Raw genomic sequence first — 18,162 nt, 5'->3', positions numbered from 1 at the left:
GCATACACCGATGCGAAGAGGGGGATTCCATGCACGGGATTCCGTCTTTGTCTCAACGGCCCAGGGAGGGGTTCTTTTGGGCCAACAATCGAGGAAAACCCGGCAATGACCATAATTTCCGCCGTCATCGCCTGCGGCTTGCTTTCTGTCCTTTACGCCATATGGGCGACACGTTCGGTCCTTGCGGCCGATCAGGGCAATGCACGCATGCAGGAAATTTCCGCAGCCATTCGCGAAGGCGCGCAAGCCTATCTGGCACGCCAGTACACCACCATCGCCATCGTCGGCGTCGTCGTGCTCCTCCTCGCCTGGTGGCTGCTGTCGATCACCGCCGCCATCGGCTTCCTGATCGGTGCCGTTCTGTCGGGCGCCGCCGGCTTCATCGGCATGCATGTTTCGGTGCGGGCCAATGTGCGTACCGCGCAAGCGGCTTCCAACAGCCTTGCCGCCGGTCTCGACATCGCCTTCAAGTCGGGCGCCATCACCGGCATGCTGGTTGCGGGCCTGGCCCTGCTTGGCGTTTCGATCTACTACCTCATCCTCACCCATTTCCTCGGCCTCCAGCCCAATGACCGCATCGTCATCGACTCGCTGGTCTCGCTCGGCTTCGGCGCTTCGCTGATCTCGATCTTCGCCCGTCTCGGCGGCGGCATTTTCACCAAGGGCGCCGATGTCGGCGGCGATCTGGTCGGCAAGGTCGAAGCCGGTATTCCGGAGGATGATCCGCGCAATCCGGCCACCATCGCCGACAATGTCGGCGACAATGTCGGCGACTGCGCCGGCATGGCCGCCGACCTGTTCGAGACCTATGCGGTGACGGTCGTCGCCACCATGGTTCTCGCCGCCATCTTCTTCGGCGGCACCGCTGTCCTCGGTGCGACAATGCTGTATCCGCTCGCCATCTGCGGCGCCTGCATCCTCACCTCGATCGTCGGCACCTTCTTCGTCAAGCTCGGCTCCAACGGCTCGATCATGGGCGCGCTCTACAAGGGCTTGATCGTGACCGGCCTTCTATCGGTCGTTGGCCTCGGCGTCGCCACCTCGGCCACGCTCGGCTGGGGCGAGGTCGGCACCGTTGCCGGCATGACCATCACCGGCAAGAACCTGTTCATCTGCGGCCTCATCGGCCTTGTGGTGACCGGGTTGATCGTGGTGATCACCGAATACTACACCGGCACCAACAAGCGCCCGGTCAACTCGATCGCCCAGGCATCGGTGACCGGCCACGGCACCAACGTCATCCAGGGGCTGGCAGTCTCGCTGGAAGCGACGGCGCTTCCGGCAATCGTCATCGTCGGCGGCATCATCGCCACCTACCAGCTCGGCGGTTTGTTCGGCACCGCGATTGCCGTCACCACCATGCTCGGCCTCGCCGGCATGATCGTGGCGCTCGACGCCTTCGGCCCGGTCACCGACAATGCCGGCGGCATTGCCGAAATGGCCGGCCTGCCCAAGGAAGTGCGTCACTCCACCGACGCGCTCGACGCGGTCGGCAACACCACCAAGGCGGTGACCAAGGGCTACGCCATCGGTTCGGCCGGTCTCGGCGCGCTGGTGCTGTTCGCGGCCTATTCGAACGACCTGAAGTTCTTTGCCGCCAATGGCGACAAATATCCCTACTTCCAGGGCATGGGCGAAATCTCCTTCGATCTCTCCAATCCTTACGTGGTCGCCGGCCTGATCTTCGGCGGCCTCATTCCCTACCTGTTCGGCGGTATCGCCATGACGGCGGTCGGCCGCGCGGCGGGCGCCATCGTCGAGGAGGTGCGCAAGCAGTTCCGCGAGGATCCGGGCATCATGGCCGGCACCTCGAAGCCGAACTACGCGCGTGCGGTCGATCTCCTGACCAAGGCGGCGATCCGGGAGATGATCATCCCGTCGCTGCTGCCGGTGCTGGCGCCGCTCGTCGTCTATTTCGGCGTGCTGTTGATCTCGGGCTCGAAGGCGTCCGCCTTCGCCGCGCTCGGCGCCTCGCTCCTTGGCGTCATCGTCAATGGCCTGTTCGTCGCGATCTCGATGACTTCGGGCGGTGGCGCCTGGGACAACGCAAAGAAGTCGTTCGAGGACGGTTTCACCGACAAGAACGGCGTCAAGCACCTGAAGGGTTCCGAGGCGCACAAGGCTTCGGTGACCGGCGATACAGTCGGCGATCCCTACAAGGACACCGCCGGCCCTGCGGTCAACCCGGCGATCAAGATCACCAACATCGTGGCACTCTTGCTGCTGGCCGTGCTCGCGCACGGCTGAACGGCAACGATTGAATCTGAAAATCCGCGGGAGCGATCCCGCGGATTTTTCATTTGATGGGTTGCTGCGACCAGGAACGGGATTTCGTGTCTCGCCGGTTGTCACAAAATTTCAGCATTTCATCCTGTCACGGTCTGCCGGTCGGGTGTCCCCGTCGTCGTCCAGCCATCCGGCATCGCACGGTCGTCACTGCTCATGTCCAAGCTCCCCAGCTTGGCGGTTTGATACGGGTTTACCCCACCACTGGCGAGCCGGACCGGCCAAACAAAAACCCGTGGGATCGCTCCCACGGGTTTTCGGTCGCCTGAGACATTTCTGTTCCCCAAAGTCAGGGAAGCAGGATCTAGGGAAGCAGGAATCTAAGGATCAGGGGGTGCCGCCGGGAATGCTGGGCGCCAGCTTGCTCGCGCCGTTGATGATCTGGCTGAGGAAGTTCTGGTCCTTGCCGCCGGTCGGCGTGGTGCGCGAAATGAAGTCGAAAATCTTACCGTCCTTCAAGCCGTATTTGGCGATCTGGGTGACGCGGCTGTCCGGGCCGAAATAGACCGCCAGCACCTTCTGGTCGACCAGCCTCGGCTTGTCGAAGGCGACGTAGCGCTTGCGCGTCTGCGAGATATAGTAAAACGCCTCGTTGTCGAAAGTCGCCGTGGTTGACGGCGTGCCGAGCGCCAGAAGCACCTGCTCGCGGCTGGAACCGACCGGCACAGAATCGATCGCCTGCTGATCGAGGACGTAGCCTTGCGTGAACGTCTCGCTCGGACTGAGGTCGCCGATCATCTTATTGGTGTGGCATGCAGACAGCGCCGCTACGATAGCCAGCAGCGAGATCGCACCGGCAGGCCTGAAAGTGAAAGTCGACTTGAAATTCAGCGCGCGCAACAACAATTCTCCATTCCATCGCCGCAACTTGCGCTGGGCCGCAAAACCGGTAAACCAGCTTGCTTGCCGATGCAACAAGGCCAATTCAACAAACGGTCCCCGGAGACCATCCCCATGTTCCAGCGCCTTTTTGGCCGCGAACGCCACGCCAACCGCACCATCACCGACGCGCTCTACGCACAAATCGTGGCGGCGGCGCGGCAGACTGTTTTTTATTCCCACTGGAATGTGCCTGACACGCCGCTTGGCCGTTTCGAGATGCTTTCGCTGCACATGTTCCTGGTCCAGCACCGCTTGCGCGGCGAGGACGGCGTGGCGCAGGAGATCGCGCAGGTGCTGATCGACGAGTTCTTCCTCGACGTCGATCATTCGCTGCGGGAACTGGGCATTGGCGACGTCGGCGTGCCAAAACGCATGAAGAAACTGGCGAAGATGTTCTATGGCCGCACCGCCGCCTATGATGATGCGCTGGAACGAAACGATCATGATAGTCTGACCGCGGCACTTACCCGTAATGTCCGTCCCGACGCCGGCGCTTGGCCGGAAGCGTCGCGTTTGGCCGGGTATGTCGCCGACGCCAGCCGGCAGCTGAGTGCGCAGCCGACCGAATCGATCGTTGGCGGCACTGTGGCATTTCCAGGGGCCAACGGAGGCTAATCGATGAAACACGCGGATATGCAGAGTCCGGTATCCTTTTTCGCCAATGTCGCCCGGCTGCCGCAAAAGGGGCTGCCCGTGGTGATCGAGGCCGACCCCGCGCAGCGCGCCGCACTCGCCGAGGCGCACGGGCTGCTGTCGGTCGAAGCCTATCGCGCCGAACTGCTCGTTACGTCGTGGAAGCGCAATGGCGTTAAGGTCAGCGGCCGTGTCGAGGCAGACATCACCCAGGCCTGCATCGTCACGCTCGACCCCGTCCAGGCGCGTATCGACGAACCGGTCGAGGCTCTGCTCTTGCCTGAGGACTCCAAGCTCGGACGGCAGGGATTCGAAAGCGCCGGCGAGATTCTGCTCGACGCCGACGGGCCCGACAGTCCCGAGACATTTTCAGGCGACACCATCGATGTCGGGGCGCTTGCCGAACAGTTCTTCGGATTGGCGATCGACCCCTATCCGCGCAAGCCCGGCGCCTCGCTTGGTGCCGGTGACGACACCGGATCGGCCGAGAATGAATTTCAGCAAAAACTGCGATCCTTGCTGGGAAAATCCTGAAAACCTCGCCCGCGACGGAAAAGTCGGTTGTGCGGCAGCCTAAAACCGCTATTTTCGCCGAACCTTTGCGACCGCTAAAGCGACTTGCCGCCTAACCGTGAGATGAATACCGCGTGATCAGGATTTCCATCGATGCCATGGGCGGCGATCACGGACCAACCGTGGTCATTCCAGCGCTCATGACGGTCGCGACCCGCCGTCCCGACATCCGCTTCGTCATCTATGGACGTGAGGAACTGGTGCGCCCGGAACTCGCCAAGTTTCCCAAATTGGCTGAGGTCAGCGAGTTCTTCCACTGCGAGATCGCGGTCAGGATGGACGACAAACCGAGCCAGGCGCTGCGCCATGGCCGCTGGAAATCGTCTATGTGGAAAGCGGTCGAGGCCGTCAAGTCGGGCGCCGCGGATGCATGCATCTCCGCCGGCAATACCGGCGCGCTGATGGCGATGTCGAAATTCTGCCTGCGCACCATGGCCACCATCGAACGTCCGGCGATTGCGGCATTGTGGCCGACATTGCGTGGCGAGAGCGTGGTTCTGGACGTGGGCGCCACCATTGGGGCCGACGCGCACCAGCTCATCGATTTTGCCATTCTCGGCACCGGCATGGCGCGTTGCGTATTCGGCGTCGCCAGGCCCACGGTCGGGCTGCTCAATGTCGGCGTGGAAGAGATCAAGGGCCAGGAGGAGGTCAAGGAAGCGGGGCGCATGTTGCGCGAAGCCAACATGGCCTCGATGAACTACCATGGCTTTGTCGAAGGCGACGACATCGGCAAGGGCACGGTCGACGTTGTGGTGACGGAAGGCTTCGCCGGCAACATCGCGCTGAAGACGGCGGAAGGCACCGCGCGCCAGATAGGTGGCTATCTGCGCGCCGCGATGAGCCGCACCCTGATGGCCAAGATCGGCTATGTCTTCGCCAAGGGCGCCTTCGACCGCCTGCGCGAAAAGATGGATGTCGGCCGCTCGAATGGCGGCGTGTTCCTGGGGCTGAACGGCATCGTCGTCAAAAGCCATGGCGGCGCCGATTCGGACGGTTTCGCCGCGGCGATCGAACTCGGCTACGACATGGTGCGCAACAATCTGCTCGACCGCATCGAGGCCGACCTCGATCTGTTTCATGCGCGCAACCCGCATGCCCTGACATCTAGGAAATCCGACGTCGTTACCGACGCAAAGGAATAGGAAAGAATTTTGATCAGATCAGTTGTGCGCGGCACGGGCGCCGCGCTGCCCCGCCGCATCATGAAGAATGCCGATTTTGAAGGCATGGTCGAGACGTCCGACGAGTGGATCGCCCAGCGCACCGGCATCCGCCAGCGCCATATCGCGGCTGACGACGAGACGACGGCTTCCCTTGGCGAGGCCGCGGCGCGCGCCGCGCTTGCCGATGCCGGATTGACCCCGGACGATATCGATCTGATCGTGCTGGCGACCTCGACGCCCAACAACACGTTCCCCGCCACCGCCGTCGAGATCCAGAACCGGCTCGGCATGCAGCACGGTTTTGCCTTCGACATGCAGGCGGTATGTTCAGGCTTCGTCTATGCGGTGACGACAGCCGACCTCTATATCCGCGGCGGCTTGGCAAAGCGCGTGCTGGTGATCGGCTCGGAAACCTTTTCGCGCATCCTCGACTGGAGCGATCGCTCGACCTGTGTGCTGTTTGGCGACGGCGCCGGTGCGGTCGTTCTGGAGGCAGGCGAGGGGGCCGGCACGATCGCCGACCGGGGCGTCCTGGCGGCCAGCCTGCGTTCCGACGGCGCGCACAAGGAGAAGCTTTTCGTCGACGGCGGGCCGTCGACGACGGGAACAGTCGGCCATCTGCGCATGGAAGGCCGCGAGGTCTTCAAGCACGCGGTCGGCATGATCACCGATGTCATTGAGACGACCTTCTCGGCCGCTGGTATTACCGCCGACGATCTTGACTGGTTCGTGCCCCACCAAGCCAATAAACGGATTATTGACGCTTCAGCAAAAAAGCTTGGGATAGCCGAGCAAAAGGTGGTGGTCACCGTCGATTTGCACGGTAACACCTCGGCTGCTTCCGTACCGCTGGCGCTGTCGGTGGCCGTCGCCGACGGCCGCATCAAGAAGGGTGACCTGGTGCTCCTGGAGGCGATGGGCGGCGGCTTCACCTGGGGCGCCGTTCTGGTTCGCTGGTAAGTGGAGAACGGTCCGGTTTCGGTCCTTGACCTTGCCGGATCAATTACTTAGGCTCTGCCGTTGTTGTGCCGATTTTACGCTTGAACTGATGGGACGGTCGCATGGGGGGAAAAACACTTACGCGCGCCGACCTGGCCGAGGCCGTCTACCGGAAGGTCGGTTTGTCGCGCACTGAATCCGCCGAACTCGTCGAGGCGGTACTGGACGAAATATGTGAAGCGATCGTGCGCGGCGAGACGGTTAAGCTGTCGTCCTTCGCGACGTTTCATGTCCGCTCCAAGAATGAGCGCATCGGGCGCAATCCAAAGACCGGCGAGGAAGTACCGATCCTGCCGCGCCGGGTGATGACCTTCAAATCGTCCAACGTGTTGAAGAACCGCATTTTGCGTTCTCACCAGAACAGCAAGGCCAAGGGCGGTAAATAGCCTCCATTGCACGGTTGAAAAACCGACCCGCCGAAACAGCGGGCTTGAATATTGCTTCACAAACCGCTGAAATAAGGCCCGATTCGGCAGCATGGCCGGATTGGTGTTCTGGCGTATGATCGATTCCGCGCTGGCGGAACAAGCTCTTCCTCGTTGAGCGTGATCTCGTCTGAAGACCGTTCCGGGCCACGCTCCAGCGTGAGGATTTCGCCCATGGACAAGAGCCCTGACGCCTTCCGCACCATCAGCGAGGTCGCGGAAGACCTCGACCTGCCGCAGCATGTGCTGCGTTTCTGGGAGACGCGCTTCAACCAGATCAAGCCGATGAAGCGCGGCGGCGGCCGTCGCTATTACCGGCCGCAGGATGTCGAACTGATCAAGGGCATCCGCCATATGCTGTATGACCAGGGCTACACCATCAAGGGCGTGCAGAAGCTGCTGCGCGAAAACGGCAATCATTTCCTGGTCGCTATCGGCAATGGCGACATGGCCGCCGTCGAGGCGATTTCGCAACGCAAGCAGGCCGACCAGGTGCCGCTGACGCCGGCATCCCAGCCGCGCGGCGGAGATGACGAACTGGTTGGCCAGCCAAGGGTCAAGCCCAGCCGCCGCTTTTTCGGCCTGGGCAAGAGCGACGAGGAAGGTCCGGTTGCGCCGGACGCGTCGAAACTCTCGCGTGACAATCGCGCGCTGCTGCAGGAGGCGTTGTTCGACCTCCTGGAATGCAAGCGCCTGCTTGACCAGGTGCGCTGACCGGGGGGCCAGTGCCTTCGACGCCTCGAAAACCGGAACCGGCGGTCGGGTGAGGCGTTAAGTTTCCTTCTGCAAGACAAGGAAACGCATGATGGCATCATATTCAACCCTGTCGGACATCGACCTCGAAAAGCAGGTCGCGGCTCTCTCGAGGGAACTCGCGGCGTTGCGCAAGGCAGTGTCAAAGCGGGGTGGCGCTTATTATGAAGACGGCCGTGATGCTGCTCTTAATACATATTCGGATCTTGCGGAGCGCCTGCGCGATGCCATGCCGGCAATCCGCAAACAGGGCAGAGTGATTGAGAAATCGGCACGCGACCATCCGGCGGCCGCCGTCGCGGTCGGCCTTGTCGTGCTCGGCCTGGCCGCCAGCCTGCTGTTCAGCCGGCGCTGACTGCTACCCCGGCACAAGGGGAACTCGCCTATCCACGGATGCCATTCCCTTGTTGTCGCTAGCTGGACTGGCGCTGCTCCGGCGAGAGTTCGAGTACCGGTCGTCCGGCTCGGCATTGCTGACCAGGAGAAGACCAGCCTTGAACAAGAACCAAGGCCGGTCTTCTCGTTGGCGGTCTGCTTAGGCCTTGTTGCCCATCTTCTTCATGTGGTGATGGTGATAGCGGTGATGGTAACGATGATGGTAGTGGTGACGATGGTGATGATGCTTTGCCATTGGGGCCGCGTCCGCGCTCGTCGCGCCGACTACCGGCACCGCGAAAGCGATTGCTGCTGCAAGCCCGAGGGCCGAGAGGAGGGACTTCTTCATTGGATCGTTTCCTTTTTTCGCAGGCAGGTATCAATCGGGCCGATATCCCGACCGCCGCGAATGGAATTACGCTCCTGAATTTTTTCCTCAGTATTTCCCGATTGTAGAATCTTTTTTCTGGACTGTTTCCAAGGAAACCGGCTTCCTGCTCGATAATCGCCAGGGCCGAAAGCCGGCTGTTTTGGCCTACATCGGCGGGATCACACCATTGTTGCCCACCACGACGCGGCTGGCGCTGAGCGTGCCGTCAGCCTCGCGCTGCCCGGTAACGAAAACGGTCGCGCTTGGCTTGAGATCGGTCGGCGCGGCCGGCGCGAAGGTCACGACAGGCGTGCCGTCGGGTATGGAGATATTCTTCGTCCGCCCATTGTCGTAGGTTAGCGTCACGGCCCGCCCGTTTATGTCGGTGACGTCGGCGACGGTTCCGTTTGTCATGCGGCTGTTCGGCTCCAGGTCCCAGGGGCGGTCACCCTCGCCAGTGCTTTTCAAGGCCGCGGGAAAGACCACCACTTCGAGCGCGCCGCTGCCGCCGTCAGCCTTGGAGACAGAGGCGATGCCGAGGAAATCGCCCTGCTTGATGTCCTTTACCGATGCGCTTGCGACGCCTGAAAGCTTCCAGCCGTCTTTCAGTTTAATGGCGGAAGTATCGCCCTGACGAGTTTTCACGGTCAGCAGCGACGGCTCGAAGCTGACCACGGTGCCGCGCACGCGCAATGTGTCCGCGGCCTGCGCGCTGGGCACAGCGACGCCGGAAAGCATCGAAATCGTGCCGAGCACGAGGAGGGGTGTCTTGAGGTTCATGGGTGTCCTTTTGGCAAAGACTGGCTGGAAAGGGATGGTTTCACGCCAGCGACATCGAGATAACGAACGGGTGGGGCGAAACTGCCGGGCAAAAGCCGCTCGGGCGTTCAAAACAACTTGATCGGGACAGGGCTAGGCAGCGCTTGGCAAATCGCCGGCGAGAGGGCATCTTCCTGCTCGTCTCAGGCAACATCCATTTTGATCAAACGCTTTCAGCCAACGGAGTTGCCAATGCCCAAAAATGCAAAAAGCCACGCCCTCTCCGAACCATTAGCAAACGAGATCGGGCCAGATTACAACACCCTCAGGGCAATGCGGGAAACGCGCGGATACAGCCTCGAAGCGCTTTCGCTGACCTGCGGCCTCTCGGTCGACGAGATCGAGGACATCGAGAGCGGCCGGGCGGCCGACCCGGCGAAGCTGCGTCGTATCGCGTCCGCGCTTCGTTTGCCCCAGGACGCTTCCCTTGCTTCCGCCGCACCGACGCTGGCCGCACAAGGCCGGCCTCAGGCATAGATCGGCGACCGGCATGCGCAAGAAACCCGCCAAGGCCTGCTTGGCGGGTTTCTTGTTGACGCCATGGCGTTCTCCGGCAGGCCGGGCTTGCCGATTTGCAAGTCACGCGTGTTTTATACGTTCGGCATCCAAATTCGCGCCGATCGCATCTGCGTTGCATCGGGTCTGAACCGTGAGTTTTTCGATATGAGCCTGGACTCCGTTGGTGCTTTCTTCGCGGCTCACGCGCCTGATATCGAGGTCATTGTCACGCAATCGAGTTCGGCGACGGTGACGATGGCGGCGGAAGCGCATGGCGTCCTGCCGGCGCAGATCGCCAAAACGATCTGCCTTCGCGTCGGCGAGCGTACCATGCTGATCGTGACCAGCGGCATCGCCAGGCTGGATAATCGCAAGTTCAAGGACCAGTTCGGCGGCAAGCCACGCATGCTGGACGCACAAGAGGTTGTCGCGGCCACGAGCCATCCGGTGGGCGGTGTCTGCCCATTCGGCCTGCCGGCGCCGCTGCCGGTCTATTGCGACGTCTCGCTGCGCGAATTCGCTGAGGTCGTACCCGCCGCCGGCGCCACCAACGCGGCGGTGCGCATTGGGCCACAGCGCATGGTTGAGCTCGTCGGCGCGGAGTGGGTGGATGTGTGCCAGGCCTAGCGCCGGATCCAATCCAGAGCTGAGCCGCGCAGAATGGGCAGTTCGAGAATGAGGGGATGCGGCAGAGGCGGACTTTTGGGGGCAAGTCCTGCTTTAAAATGGTCGGAGTGGCCGGATTCGAACCGACGACCCCTTGACCCCCAGTCAAGTGCGCTACCGGGCTGCGCTACACTCCGGACCGGTCGCGATGTATCTTGATAACCCGGCTCGGGTCAACCGATTTCCGCGATAATTATCTTGCCGCGATCGCGGGCTCGAATGAGACCTACGATACCGGGCGTAACAGCCGCTGATGGCGGTATTCCAGGGTGATGGCGCCCCTGACTAGGCCGAGCGGCAGATACATATGGCGCCAATGGTCGATGTCGATGAAGGTGCCGGGCCCGATATTGCCGATGAAGGCGACATAGGCGCATAGCAGGTAGGCTGCCACGGCCGGTCGCGCAGCAGGATGCGGAATCCGGCCGCCGTAAGCGAAATCCTCAGGCCGAACAGAGCCCAGATGGCGATCAACCGGCCATGTAGATTTGGTAAGGCGCCGGCTCGCCGAGTGACGAAGCCCGACAGAAGAGGAGGGTCAGCGCACGCGGCGGATCATGGCTGATCGCGCTCAATAGGCGTTTTCCGTATTGAGCAGGCGGATCGGTGTCAGGAACAGGATCCGCAGATCGAACAGCAGCGACCAGTTCTCGATGTAATAGAGGTCGTATTCGGTCCGCATGCGGATCTTCTCATTGGTGTCCATCTCGCCGCGCCAGCCATTGATCTGCGCCCAGCCGGTGACCCCTGGCTTGACCTTGTGGCGCGCGAAATAGCCATCGACCACCTCGTTGTAGAGAAGGTTGTGCGACTGCGCGGCAATGGCGTGCGGGCGCGGACCGATGAGCGACAGCGAGCCGAGCAGAGAGTTGAAGAACTGCGGCAGCTCGTCGATCGAGGTCTTGCGGATGAAGCGGCCGACACGGGTGACGCGCGGATCGTTCTTGGTCACCGTCTGCTTGGCGGTCGGATCCGACCGGTCGGTATACATGGAGCGGAACTTGTAGACCTCGATGATCTCGTTGTTGAAGCCATGCCGCTTCTGCTTGAACAGCACCGGTCCCTTGCTGTCGAGCTTGATGGCGATCGCCGTGGTCAGCATCACAGGCGAGAACGCGACGATGCCAATGACGCTGAAGATGATGTCGAAAGCGCGCTTGGCGACCGAGTCCCAGTCGTTGATCGGCTTGTCGAAAATGTCGAGCATCGGCACCGAGCCGATGTAGGAATAGGCGCGCGGACGGAACTGCAGCGCATTGGAATGGGCCGACAGTCGGATGTCGACCGGCAGCACCCAAAGTTTCTTCAGCAATTGCAGGACGCGCGATTCGGCGGTCAGCGGCAACGACACGATCAACATGTCGATCCGGGCGATGCGGGCGAATTCGATCAGTTCCGAAATGGTGCCGAGCTTGGGATAGCCGGCGACGAGGGCTGGCGAACGCTTGTCGTTGCGATCATCGAAGATGCCGCAGATGCGGATGTCGTTGTAGGGCTGCTTTTCCACCGAGCGGATGAGCACTTCCGCCGCCTTGCCGCCACCGACGATGACGGCGCGCCGTTCCATACTGCCATCGCGCGCCCAGCGCCGGATCAGCTTCGACATCATCAGCCTGAGACCGAAAAGGCAGACGAAGGCAACGACGAACCACGTGCCGAACAGCAGGCGCGAATAGTCTTGTGACATCTTCATGGTGAACGCCGTCAACGCCATCAGGGCGAAGGTGCCGGCCCAGACCAGCAGGATGCGCCCAAAATTGGTGATCGGCCGCATCAGGGACACCACCTGGTAGCAATCGGTGACATCGAGCAGCACCACTGCGAGGAACGACGCGGCGGCTATCGTCAGCGGATATTGCCAGGCGAGGTAATTGAAGAAACCGACATAGTAGAAATAGACGCAGAGCCCCGAGAGCAGCAGCACCGCGAATTCGACCATGCGCAACACGCCGCTGACCATGATCGGCGACATCGTGTCGCGCCGGTATTGCGACGCGACCTGCCGGGCAACGTCGTTCATGCCGCCGGGCTTGTCGCCATCGGCAGGGCCGTCGAATTGACGCACCGCTTCTGATGAAAAGCGATGCGCGGGGTCGATCTCGTTCATGGAACAGTCCGCAAGCTTCCCAAGAGTGATTAGCAAAAGAGAGCTAAGAAACCCTTGAAACAACCTGTGGCTTTGGATGAGCCTGAACTACCTTTCGAGCGCGGCGAAGTCATTGGCCTCGCCGCGGCAAGTATCTCCAGCACGGCGACGACCCGCGCTTCCGTCAGGCCGCGCACGTGCCGGAAAATTGCTCCGACGGGTGAGCGAAAGCGGTGGACGATCCTGAGTTGCCCGTCACGCTGTTCAGAACAGGCGTTCGCGGACGTACACGGTATCGCCCGGCAGCAGCGGATCGGAGGTGACCACGCGGCCCGTTATCACCTTGCCGTTGATGTCGCGGGTGATGTCGACGCTCTCCTGGTTGGCGCGTGGCGTGAAGCCTCCGGCGATGGCGATGGCCTTCTGCACAGTCAGGCCGGGCACATAGGAATACTGGCCGGCGGCGCCCACCTCACCCATGACGAAGATCGGCCGGTAACGATCGATCTCCACCGAGACGTCAGGGTCGCGCAGGTAGCCCTGCCGCAGTTTATCGGCGATCTCCTTTTCCATCTGCTGCGCGGTGTGGCCACGTGCCGGTATGGCGCCGACGAGCGGGAAGGAGATGTAGCCGGACTGGTCGACGCTGTAGCTATTGGTCAGGCCCTCCTGCTCGAACACGGTGACGCGGACGCGATCGCCGGCGCCGAGGCGATAGGGCTGGTCGAGGACCTCGTGAAAGGCGGCCGGCGTCGGCCGGTAGCTGGAGCAGCCCGCGAGCAATGATACGGCAAGCAGTGCGCGAAAAAGGGAAGCAGTGCTTTGCATGGCCGGACAGGTACCTTCGACTGGCCGCTGCGGCGTCGCAGCAAACATCTGGGATCGGGTCCGTTATCATCCTGTTAGGGTTAATGGCCGGTAAAGGAGCGCGCCAATGGCGATCAAGCAGACAAGGTTTTGCGATTTTATCGATTTTTTGCCGTCGCCCGCCGGTAAATCTAATGAAGCTTACCGTGATCTTAACGGCTGAGTTACCATAGTTATTTACGGTGCATCCGACCAGTTTCGGAGTAGGGATGCATGTCCGTTCAATCCGCGGCCGCAGACGTCGATGTTGATCTCAGGCAGTCCTTCGCTAGCCTGGGCCGGAACTGGCTGCGGATTCTGGTCTTCGTTCTCGTGGTAACGGGACTTGCCTTCGCGGCCGTGTCGTTCGCGACCCGGCATTACAAGGCCCAGACGCAGGTGGAGATCGCCCCGCGCGGATCGGACTACACGCGGCCCGCCAGCAGCAACCCGGACAGCGACAAGCCGATCCTCGACGAGCAAGGCATTGCCACCCAGGTCCAGATAATTTCGTCCAACGAAATCCTCAAACAGGTCGCCCAGAAACTCGGCCTGTCGCGATTGCACGAATTCGACGAGACGATCGACATGTCGGCATTGAACCGGCTGCTGGTCCTGGTCGGGTTGAAGAACGACCCCATGGATGTTCCTGCCGATGAACGTGTTCTGAAGAAAATGCGCGAGAAGCTCAACGTCTACCGCGTTGAAAAGAACGGCATAATTGCCATCGAGTTCTCTTCGGAGGATCCGAAGCTTGCCGCCGCCATCCCCGATGCCATTGCCGCCGCCTATATTGCGGGGCAGGGCGCGGCCAAGAGCGAATCGAACACCGCCGCTGCGGACTTCCTGGCACCCGAGATCGCCGACCTGTCCAAGCAGGTCAGGGATGCCGAAGCCAAGGTCGCGGCTTACCGCGCCCAGTCGGACCTCCTGATGGGCGGCAACAATTCCACGCTGGCCACCCAGCAATTGGCCGAGCTGTCGACCGAGTTGTCGCGAGTGCGGGCCAGCCGCGCCTCGGCCGAAGGCACAGCCGAGAGCGTGCGCAAGGCACTGCAGAGCGGCGGATCGCTGGATTCACTGCCGGAAGTGCTGTCTTCCGACCTGATCCAGCATTTGCGCGGGCGGCAGGTCGAATTGCGCGCCAACATCGCCGATCTGTCGACGACGCTGCTCGACAATCATCCGCGTATTCGCGCGGCCAAATCACAACTGGCCGATCTCGACGCCCAGATCCGCAGCGAAGCCCAGAAGATCATGAAGGGCCTGGCGATGCAGGCCGATGCCGCCAAGGCGCGCGAAAACCAGCTCGTCGCCGACGTCGACACGCTCAAAGCTGCTTCGGCACAGGCCGGCGAGCAGCAGGTCGGTCTCGACGCGCTACAGCGCGATGCCGCCGCCAAGCGCCAGCAGCTCGAACTTTACCTGACCAATTATCGCGAGGCGGCGTCGCGTCGGGATCGCAACTATGTTCCGGTCGACGCTCGCGTCGCGTCGCCGGCTTTGGTTCCCTCCGAGCCCTACTTCCCCAAGGTCTGGCCGATCGTTGGCGTAGCCGCCGCGGCTTCCCTTCTGCTGGCGGCGGTGTTCACGCTGCTGCGGGAGATATTCTTCGGCCGGGCCATGCGCCCGGCAAGGGGTGCCCGGCTTGAACCGATCGACGAGGTGGCGATGCCGCCAGCCGCTTATCAGGACCCATCCACCCGCTCGGAGCCGGCAGTCGCCCACGAGTTCGCCAATCGCGCGGTCGAGGCATCATGGCCCGAAACGGTCACGGAAACACCGGCGCAGCCGCGGCCCGCCGCCGAGGTCGAGACCGTGGAGGTCCGGCGGCTGCGCTCCGTGCTCGGCGAGATCGACGTCGAAAAGGCCGCCGAGAAGCTCATCGCCAGCGGCGCCGCGCGCGCCATATTCGTTTCCCCCGAGGGCGACGAGGCGGCGGCGTCGGCGGTCCTGGTGGCGCGCGAGGTTTCCGACGCCGGGTTGCGTGTCCTGCTGCTCGACCTCACGGCCTCGGGAGCTGCGTCGCGGCCGATGCTGGACAGCGGGCTTTTCCCCGGCATCACCAATCTGCTGGCGTCGCAGGCGCAGTTCAGCGACGTGATCCATGCCGACCTCTATTCAGACTGCCATGTCATTCCCGTCGGCACCGCCGATCCGGTCCGTGCCATGCGCGCCGCCGACCGGCTGCCGATCATCATGCAGTCGCTGACGACAGCCTATGACCTGGTGGTGGTCGAATGCGGGCCGGCCGATGCGCAAGGTATCGGCCGTCTGGACGGCGAGGCCACCGAGGTGTTCCTGTCCATGCTGGAGCCTGACGACGAGGTGACGCAAGCCGCGGTCAAGCTGATCGAGAGCGGCTATCCCGATCTGACGCTGGTGACGCCGCTCGGGCACGAGCCGCCAGGCAATCCGGTGCCGGGGCGGCGTTCAGCGGCCTGAAACAGCCACTCAAAGGCACCTGGCCTATCCCAGTTCCAGCGTCGTCACGCCGAATATCCTGTTGGCGTCGAGCCTTGTTGGCGCGCCTTTGTACATGCGCGTGGTGGTGAAGGTCGGTGAGAAGCCTGCCGCCTCGAGCGCCGCGACCAAGTCCACCTTGCTGGCCGGAGCGTCGATGTGAAGGTCTCCTCCTTCGCAGGCGCCCGCCAGGTGTTCGAGCAGGTCCAGTGCGGTCCGCGTATCGTCGGCGAAGAGCGGGCCGATCTTGAAGCCGCTGCGGCAGGATCGCGCTACCGCATAGCCGGCCGCGCCCCGTGGCGTGATCGCTGCCAGCGCGCGATGCGGTGGCTGCAGCCACCGCTGCAGGAAAGAATGGCGGGACGCGGGAAAGCAGAGTGCGTCATATCTCATGATGTCGGGCACCAACTGCGTGGTCACCATGCATCGACCACATCGAGGCTGATCTCGATCTGCGCGTCAGGGCAGGCCCAGCACTCCGCGAGGCTCTCAAATTCTGACGGCTAGTGTTCGTCGTCGATGGAAAGGGGGCCGCCTGTCTGGCTGCCGCGAAGTGTGCTTTGCGCGCAACGCCGGCTATGCCTCCGCCGTGACCACCGCCATGGTGTGCTGCGCGCCGAACATGCCGGCTTCCTGCAGGCCTTGCTACATTTCGGTCAATGGCCGCTACCAGAGCCTGGCCCGCATACGCACCATGCTGTCGGGCGTGACGACGCCGCTCGCCAATGCCGGCAAGATGCTCGTCACTGTCTGACGTGCCGCCTGACCGGGCAGGGCTCAGCGCTTGGCCCGTGGCTCCAGCATCAGCCACTTGATGATGCCCATCGCCGGCAGCACCCAGAGCAGGCCGCTGAGCAGGAAGAACAGGAATTGCACCAGCGCGCCCGATTCCGACAGGCGGGCGACCGCGAAGATCGAGGCGACCAGTGCGTAGATGATGACCAGCGCTAATAGCAGGAACATTCCGATCAGTTTTTTCAGTCGAATGGGCATGGCTGGCCTCGTTGATGGCTATCGCTTAGGCCGAACGCGAGGCACGCGCAACCCGCGACACCGGGCGCGACGGCGTGCCGCGCTGCGCGGTCTTGCCAGCAGGAGTGCGATGGTTCACCAATCCGCGACATTCAAACTGCCGGGATATATCCATGGCCGCCATCACTGCCGCCGCGCCCTATCAGGCCCGCGACCGCGACCTCTATAACCGGGCACTCGTACGCGGCTGGCTGTACGTCGTGCTCCTGGTGCTGTTCGCGCTGGTGCTGGTTGGCGGCGCCACGCGGTTGACTGAATCCGGCCTGTCGATCACCGAATGGCAGCCGATCCATGGCGTCATCCCGCCGCTCAACGGCGCCGAGTGGCAGGAGGAATTCCAGCGCTATCAGCAGATCCCGCAATATACCGAGCTCAACAAGGGAATGACCGTCGAAGCGTTCAAGTCGATCTTCTGGTGGGAATGGGCACATCGCCTGCTGGCGCGCAGCGTCGGCCTGGTCTTCGCCCTGCCGCTGCTGGTCTTCTGGGCGGCGCGCCGTATCGAGCGCGGCCTTGGGCCGAAACTGGTCGGCATTCTGTTTCTCGGCGGGCTGCAGGGGGCCATCGGCTGGTGGATGGTGGCCTCCGGCCTTGTCGACCGGGTGTCGGTGAGCCAGTACAGGCTGGCGACGCATCTCACGCTGGCGGCACTGATCTTCACCGCGACCATGGTAGTCGCGCGTGGCCTGGCGCCGCATTCCGAGCCCGCGGCCGATCGCTCGACGCAGCGTCTGGCCGGCTTCATCGTGCTTCTGGCGCTGATCCAGATTTATCTCGGCGGCTTGGTCGCCGGTCTCGACGCCGGCATGAGCTACAACACGTGGCCGCTGATGGACGGCAGGATCATTCCAGGCGATCTGCTCGTCCTCGAGCCGGCGTGGCGCAACTTCTTCGAGAACCCGAAAACGGTGCAGTTCTTTCACCGGCTGGGTGCCTATACGGTCTTTGCCGTCGCGCTCTGGCACATGATCGCCACGCGTCGGCGGCTGCCCGGCTCAACGCATGCGCGACGCGCGACACTGTTGTTTGTTCTGGTGCTGGTCCAGGCTTCGATCGGTATCGGTACGCTGTTGATGCAGGTGCCCCTGCATATGGCCCTGACCCATCAGGCCTTTGCGCTCGTCGTGCTGGGCTTTGCCGCCGCGCATTGGCGCGGCACCAAGGGCGCTTATCCCTTGCCCAACGAGGTTGCCGTCGGACGCTGAGTGCGGCCAGTCACATCCAGAATTCATTCGACTGCGTCGCCCTGAGCATGACAAATCCTTGGTGAGGAGCCAGGACAGGTCCGTA

General features: G+C 62.5%; 20 protein-coding genes, 1 tRNA gene and 2 pseudogenes. 13 read left to right on the top strand and 10 right to left on the bottom strand.

From position 1 onward, the window contains the following. Positions 1-105: 105 nt before the first annotated feature. The gene (locus FJ434_RS02975) at positions 106-2,247 is read left to right on the top strand and encodes a sodium-translocating pyrophosphatase (protein ID WP_140749535.1); all 2,142 of its coding nucleotides are present in this window, start codon (positions 106-108) and stop codon (positions 2,245-2,247) included. 366 nt (positions 2,248-2,613) lie between these two features. On the opposite strand, the gene FJ434_RS02965 is transcribed toward FJ434_RS02975, so the two are convergent. Next, a complete protein-coding gene (locus FJ434_RS02965; RefSeq protein ID WP_140506497.1) occupies positions 2,614-3,126 on the bottom strand; it encodes an outer membrane protein assembly factor BamE in 513 nt (170 codons plus the stop codon). 114 nt (positions 3,127-3,240) lie between these two features. Between FJ434_RS02965 and FJ434_RS02960 the strand changes: the two genes are divergently transcribed. The 7 genes from FJ434_RS02960 (at position 3,241) to FJ434_RS02930 (ending at position 8,072) form a co-directional block, all read left to right on the top strand. Then, the gene (locus FJ434_RS02960) at positions 3,241-3,783 is read left to right on the top strand and encodes a ubiquinol-cytochrome C chaperone family protein (RefSeq protein WP_140715198.1); all 543 of its coding nucleotides are present in this window, start codon (positions 3,241-3,243) and stop codon (positions 3,781-3,783) included. Between the two features lie 3 nt (positions 3,784-3,786). Continuing rightward, positions 3,787-4,335, top strand: a complete 549-nt coding sequence (locus tag FJ434_RS02955; RefSeq protein WP_140749538.1) for a DUF177 domain-containing protein — start codon at positions 3,787-3,789, stop codon at positions 4,333-4,335. A gap of 113 nt (positions 4,336-4,448) precedes the next feature. Next, positions 4,449-5,519: a phosphate acyltransferase PlsX gene (plsX, locus tag FJ434_RS02950; RefSeq protein ID WP_140506491.1), complete on the top strand. Its 1,071-nt coding sequence runs from the start codon at positions 4,449-4,451 to the stop codon at positions 5,517-5,519. 9 nt (positions 5,520-5,528) lie between these two features. Further along, positions 5,529-6,500: a beta-ketoacyl-ACP synthase III gene (locus FJ434_RS02945; RefSeq protein ID WP_140715196.1), complete on the top strand. Its 972-nt coding sequence runs from the start codon at positions 5,529-5,531 to the stop codon at positions 6,498-6,500. Positions 6,501-6,601: 101 nt separating this feature from the next. Continuing rightward, the gene (locus FJ434_RS02940; RefSeq protein ID WP_010915609.1) at positions 6,602-6,925 is read left to right on the top strand and encodes an integration host factor subunit alpha; all 324 of its coding nucleotides are present in this window, start codon (positions 6,602-6,604) and stop codon (positions 6,923-6,925) included. A 213-nt stretch (positions 6,926-7,138) separates the two neighbouring features. Then, positions 7,139-7,678: a MerR family transcriptional regulator gene (locus FJ434_RS02935; protein WP_027143593.1), complete on the top strand. Its 540-nt coding sequence runs from the start codon at positions 7,139-7,141 to the stop codon at positions 7,676-7,678. 91 nt (positions 7,679-7,769) lie between these two features. Continuing rightward, positions 7,770-8,072: a hypothetical protein gene (locus FJ434_RS02930; protein WP_140749541.1), complete on the top strand. Its 303-nt coding sequence runs from the start codon at positions 7,770-7,772 to the stop codon at positions 8,070-8,072. Between the two features lie 180 nt (positions 8,073-8,252). Here FJ434_RS02930 and FJ434_RS02925 read toward each other — a convergent pair whose 3' ends face one another. Then, the gene (locus FJ434_RS02925; protein WP_140749544.1) at positions 8,253-8,441 is read right to left on the bottom strand and encodes a hypothetical protein; all 189 of its coding nucleotides are present in this window, start codon (positions 8,439-8,441) and stop codon (positions 8,253-8,255) included. A 186-nt stretch (positions 8,442-8,627) separates the two neighbouring features. Further along, positions 8,628-9,242 (bottom strand): hypothetical protein, encoded by a 615-nt coding sequence (locus FJ434_RS02920; RefSeq protein WP_140749547.1) that lies wholly within the window; start codon positions 9,240-9,242, stop codon positions 8,628-8,630. A gap of 231 nt (positions 9,243-9,473) precedes the next feature. Here FJ434_RS02920 and FJ434_RS02915 point away from each other — a divergent pair, with 231 nt between their 5' ends. After that, positions 9,474-9,758: a helix-turn-helix transcriptional regulator gene (locus tag FJ434_RS02915; RefSeq protein ID WP_140506483.1), complete on the top strand. Its 285-nt coding sequence runs from the start codon at positions 9,474-9,476 to the stop codon at positions 9,756-9,758. Positions 9,759-9,944: 186 nt separating this feature from the next. Then, the gene (locus FJ434_RS02910) at positions 9,945-10,406 is read left to right on the top strand and encodes a YbaK/EbsC family protein (RefSeq protein ID WP_140749744.1); all 462 of its coding nucleotides are present in this window, start codon (positions 9,945-9,947) and stop codon (positions 10,404-10,406) included. A 99-nt stretch (positions 10,407-10,505) separates the two neighbouring features. On the opposite strand, the gene FJ434_RS02905 is transcribed toward FJ434_RS02910, so the two are convergent. The 5 genes and pseudogenes from FJ434_RS02905 to FJ434_RS02885 form a co-directional block, all read right to left on the bottom strand. Next, a tRNA-Pro gene (locus tag FJ434_RS02905) sits at positions 10,506-10,582 on the bottom strand. An 89-nt stretch (positions 10,583-10,671) separates the two neighbouring features. Then, a pseudogene (locus FJ434_RS02900) lies at positions 10,672-10,874 on the bottom strand (hypothetical protein); the annotation flags it as partial. 142 nt (positions 10,875-11,016) lie between these two features. Then, positions 11,017-12,552: an undecaprenyl-phosphate glucose phosphotransferase gene (locus FJ434_RS02895; protein WP_140749550.1), complete on the bottom strand. Its 1,536-nt coding sequence runs from the start codon at positions 12,550-12,552 to the stop codon at positions 11,017-11,019. Between the two features lie 143 nt (positions 12,553-12,695). Next, positions 12,696-12,827 (bottom strand): annotated as a pseudogene (locus FJ434_RS30040) (glycosyltransferase family 1 protein); the annotation flags it as partial. Beyond that, complete coding sequence (locus FJ434_RS02885) at positions 12,796-13,359, bottom strand: polysaccharide biosynthesis/export family protein (RefSeq protein ID WP_027143601.1); 564 nt, start codon at positions 13,357-13,359, stop codon at positions 12,796-12,798. The pseudogene FJ434_RS30040 and the gene FJ434_RS02885, both read right to left, overlap by 32 nt. A gap of 252 nt (positions 13,360-13,611) precedes the next feature. Here FJ434_RS02885 and FJ434_RS02880 point away from each other — a divergent pair, with 252 nt between their 5' ends. Beyond that, entirely contained in the window at positions 13,612-15,822 is a 2,211-nt protein-coding gene (locus tag FJ434_RS02880) for an exopolysaccharide transport family protein (protein WP_140749552.1), read from the top strand. A 24-nt stretch (positions 15,823-15,846) separates the two neighbouring features. Here FJ434_RS02880 and FJ434_RS02875 read toward each other — a convergent pair whose 3' ends face one another. After that, positions 15,847-16,263 carry a hypothetical protein gene (locus tag FJ434_RS02875; protein ID WP_246678312.1) on the bottom strand — a complete coding sequence of 139 codons (417 nt, stop codon included), beginning with the start codon at positions 16,261-16,263 and terminating at the stop codon, positions 15,847-15,849. 130 nt (positions 16,264-16,393) lie between these two features. On the opposite strand from FJ434_RS02875, the gene FJ434_RS02865 reads away from it, so the two are divergent. Beyond that, entirely contained in the window at positions 16,394-16,594 is a 201-nt protein-coding gene (locus FJ434_RS02865) for a hypothetical protein (protein ID WP_246678313.1), read from the top strand. A 23-nt stretch (positions 16,595-16,617) separates the two neighbouring features. On the opposite strand, the gene FJ434_RS02860 is transcribed toward FJ434_RS02865, so the two are convergent. Beyond that, the gene (locus FJ434_RS02860; RefSeq protein WP_027143610.1) at positions 16,618-16,833 is read right to left on the bottom strand and encodes a DUF2842 domain-containing protein; all 216 of its coding nucleotides are present in this window, start codon (positions 16,831-16,833) and stop codon (positions 16,618-16,620) included. Positions 16,834-16,985: 152 nt separating this feature from the next. Here FJ434_RS02860 and FJ434_RS02855 point away from each other — a divergent pair, with 152 nt between their 5' ends. Then, positions 16,986-18,077, top strand: a complete 1,092-nt coding sequence (locus tag FJ434_RS02855) for a COX15/CtaA family protein (protein WP_140715171.1) — start codon at positions 16,986-16,988, stop codon at positions 18,075-18,077. Positions 18,078-18,162 lie beyond the last annotated feature (85 nt).

This window comes from Mesorhizobium sp. B2-5-13 (genome assembly GCF_006440535.1).
Taxonomy (GTDB): domain Bacteria; phylum Pseudomonadota; class Alphaproteobacteria; order Rhizobiales; family Rhizobiaceae; genus Mesorhizobium; species Mesorhizobium salmacidum.
This window is presented reverse-complemented; position numbering and strand designations above follow the sequence as displayed.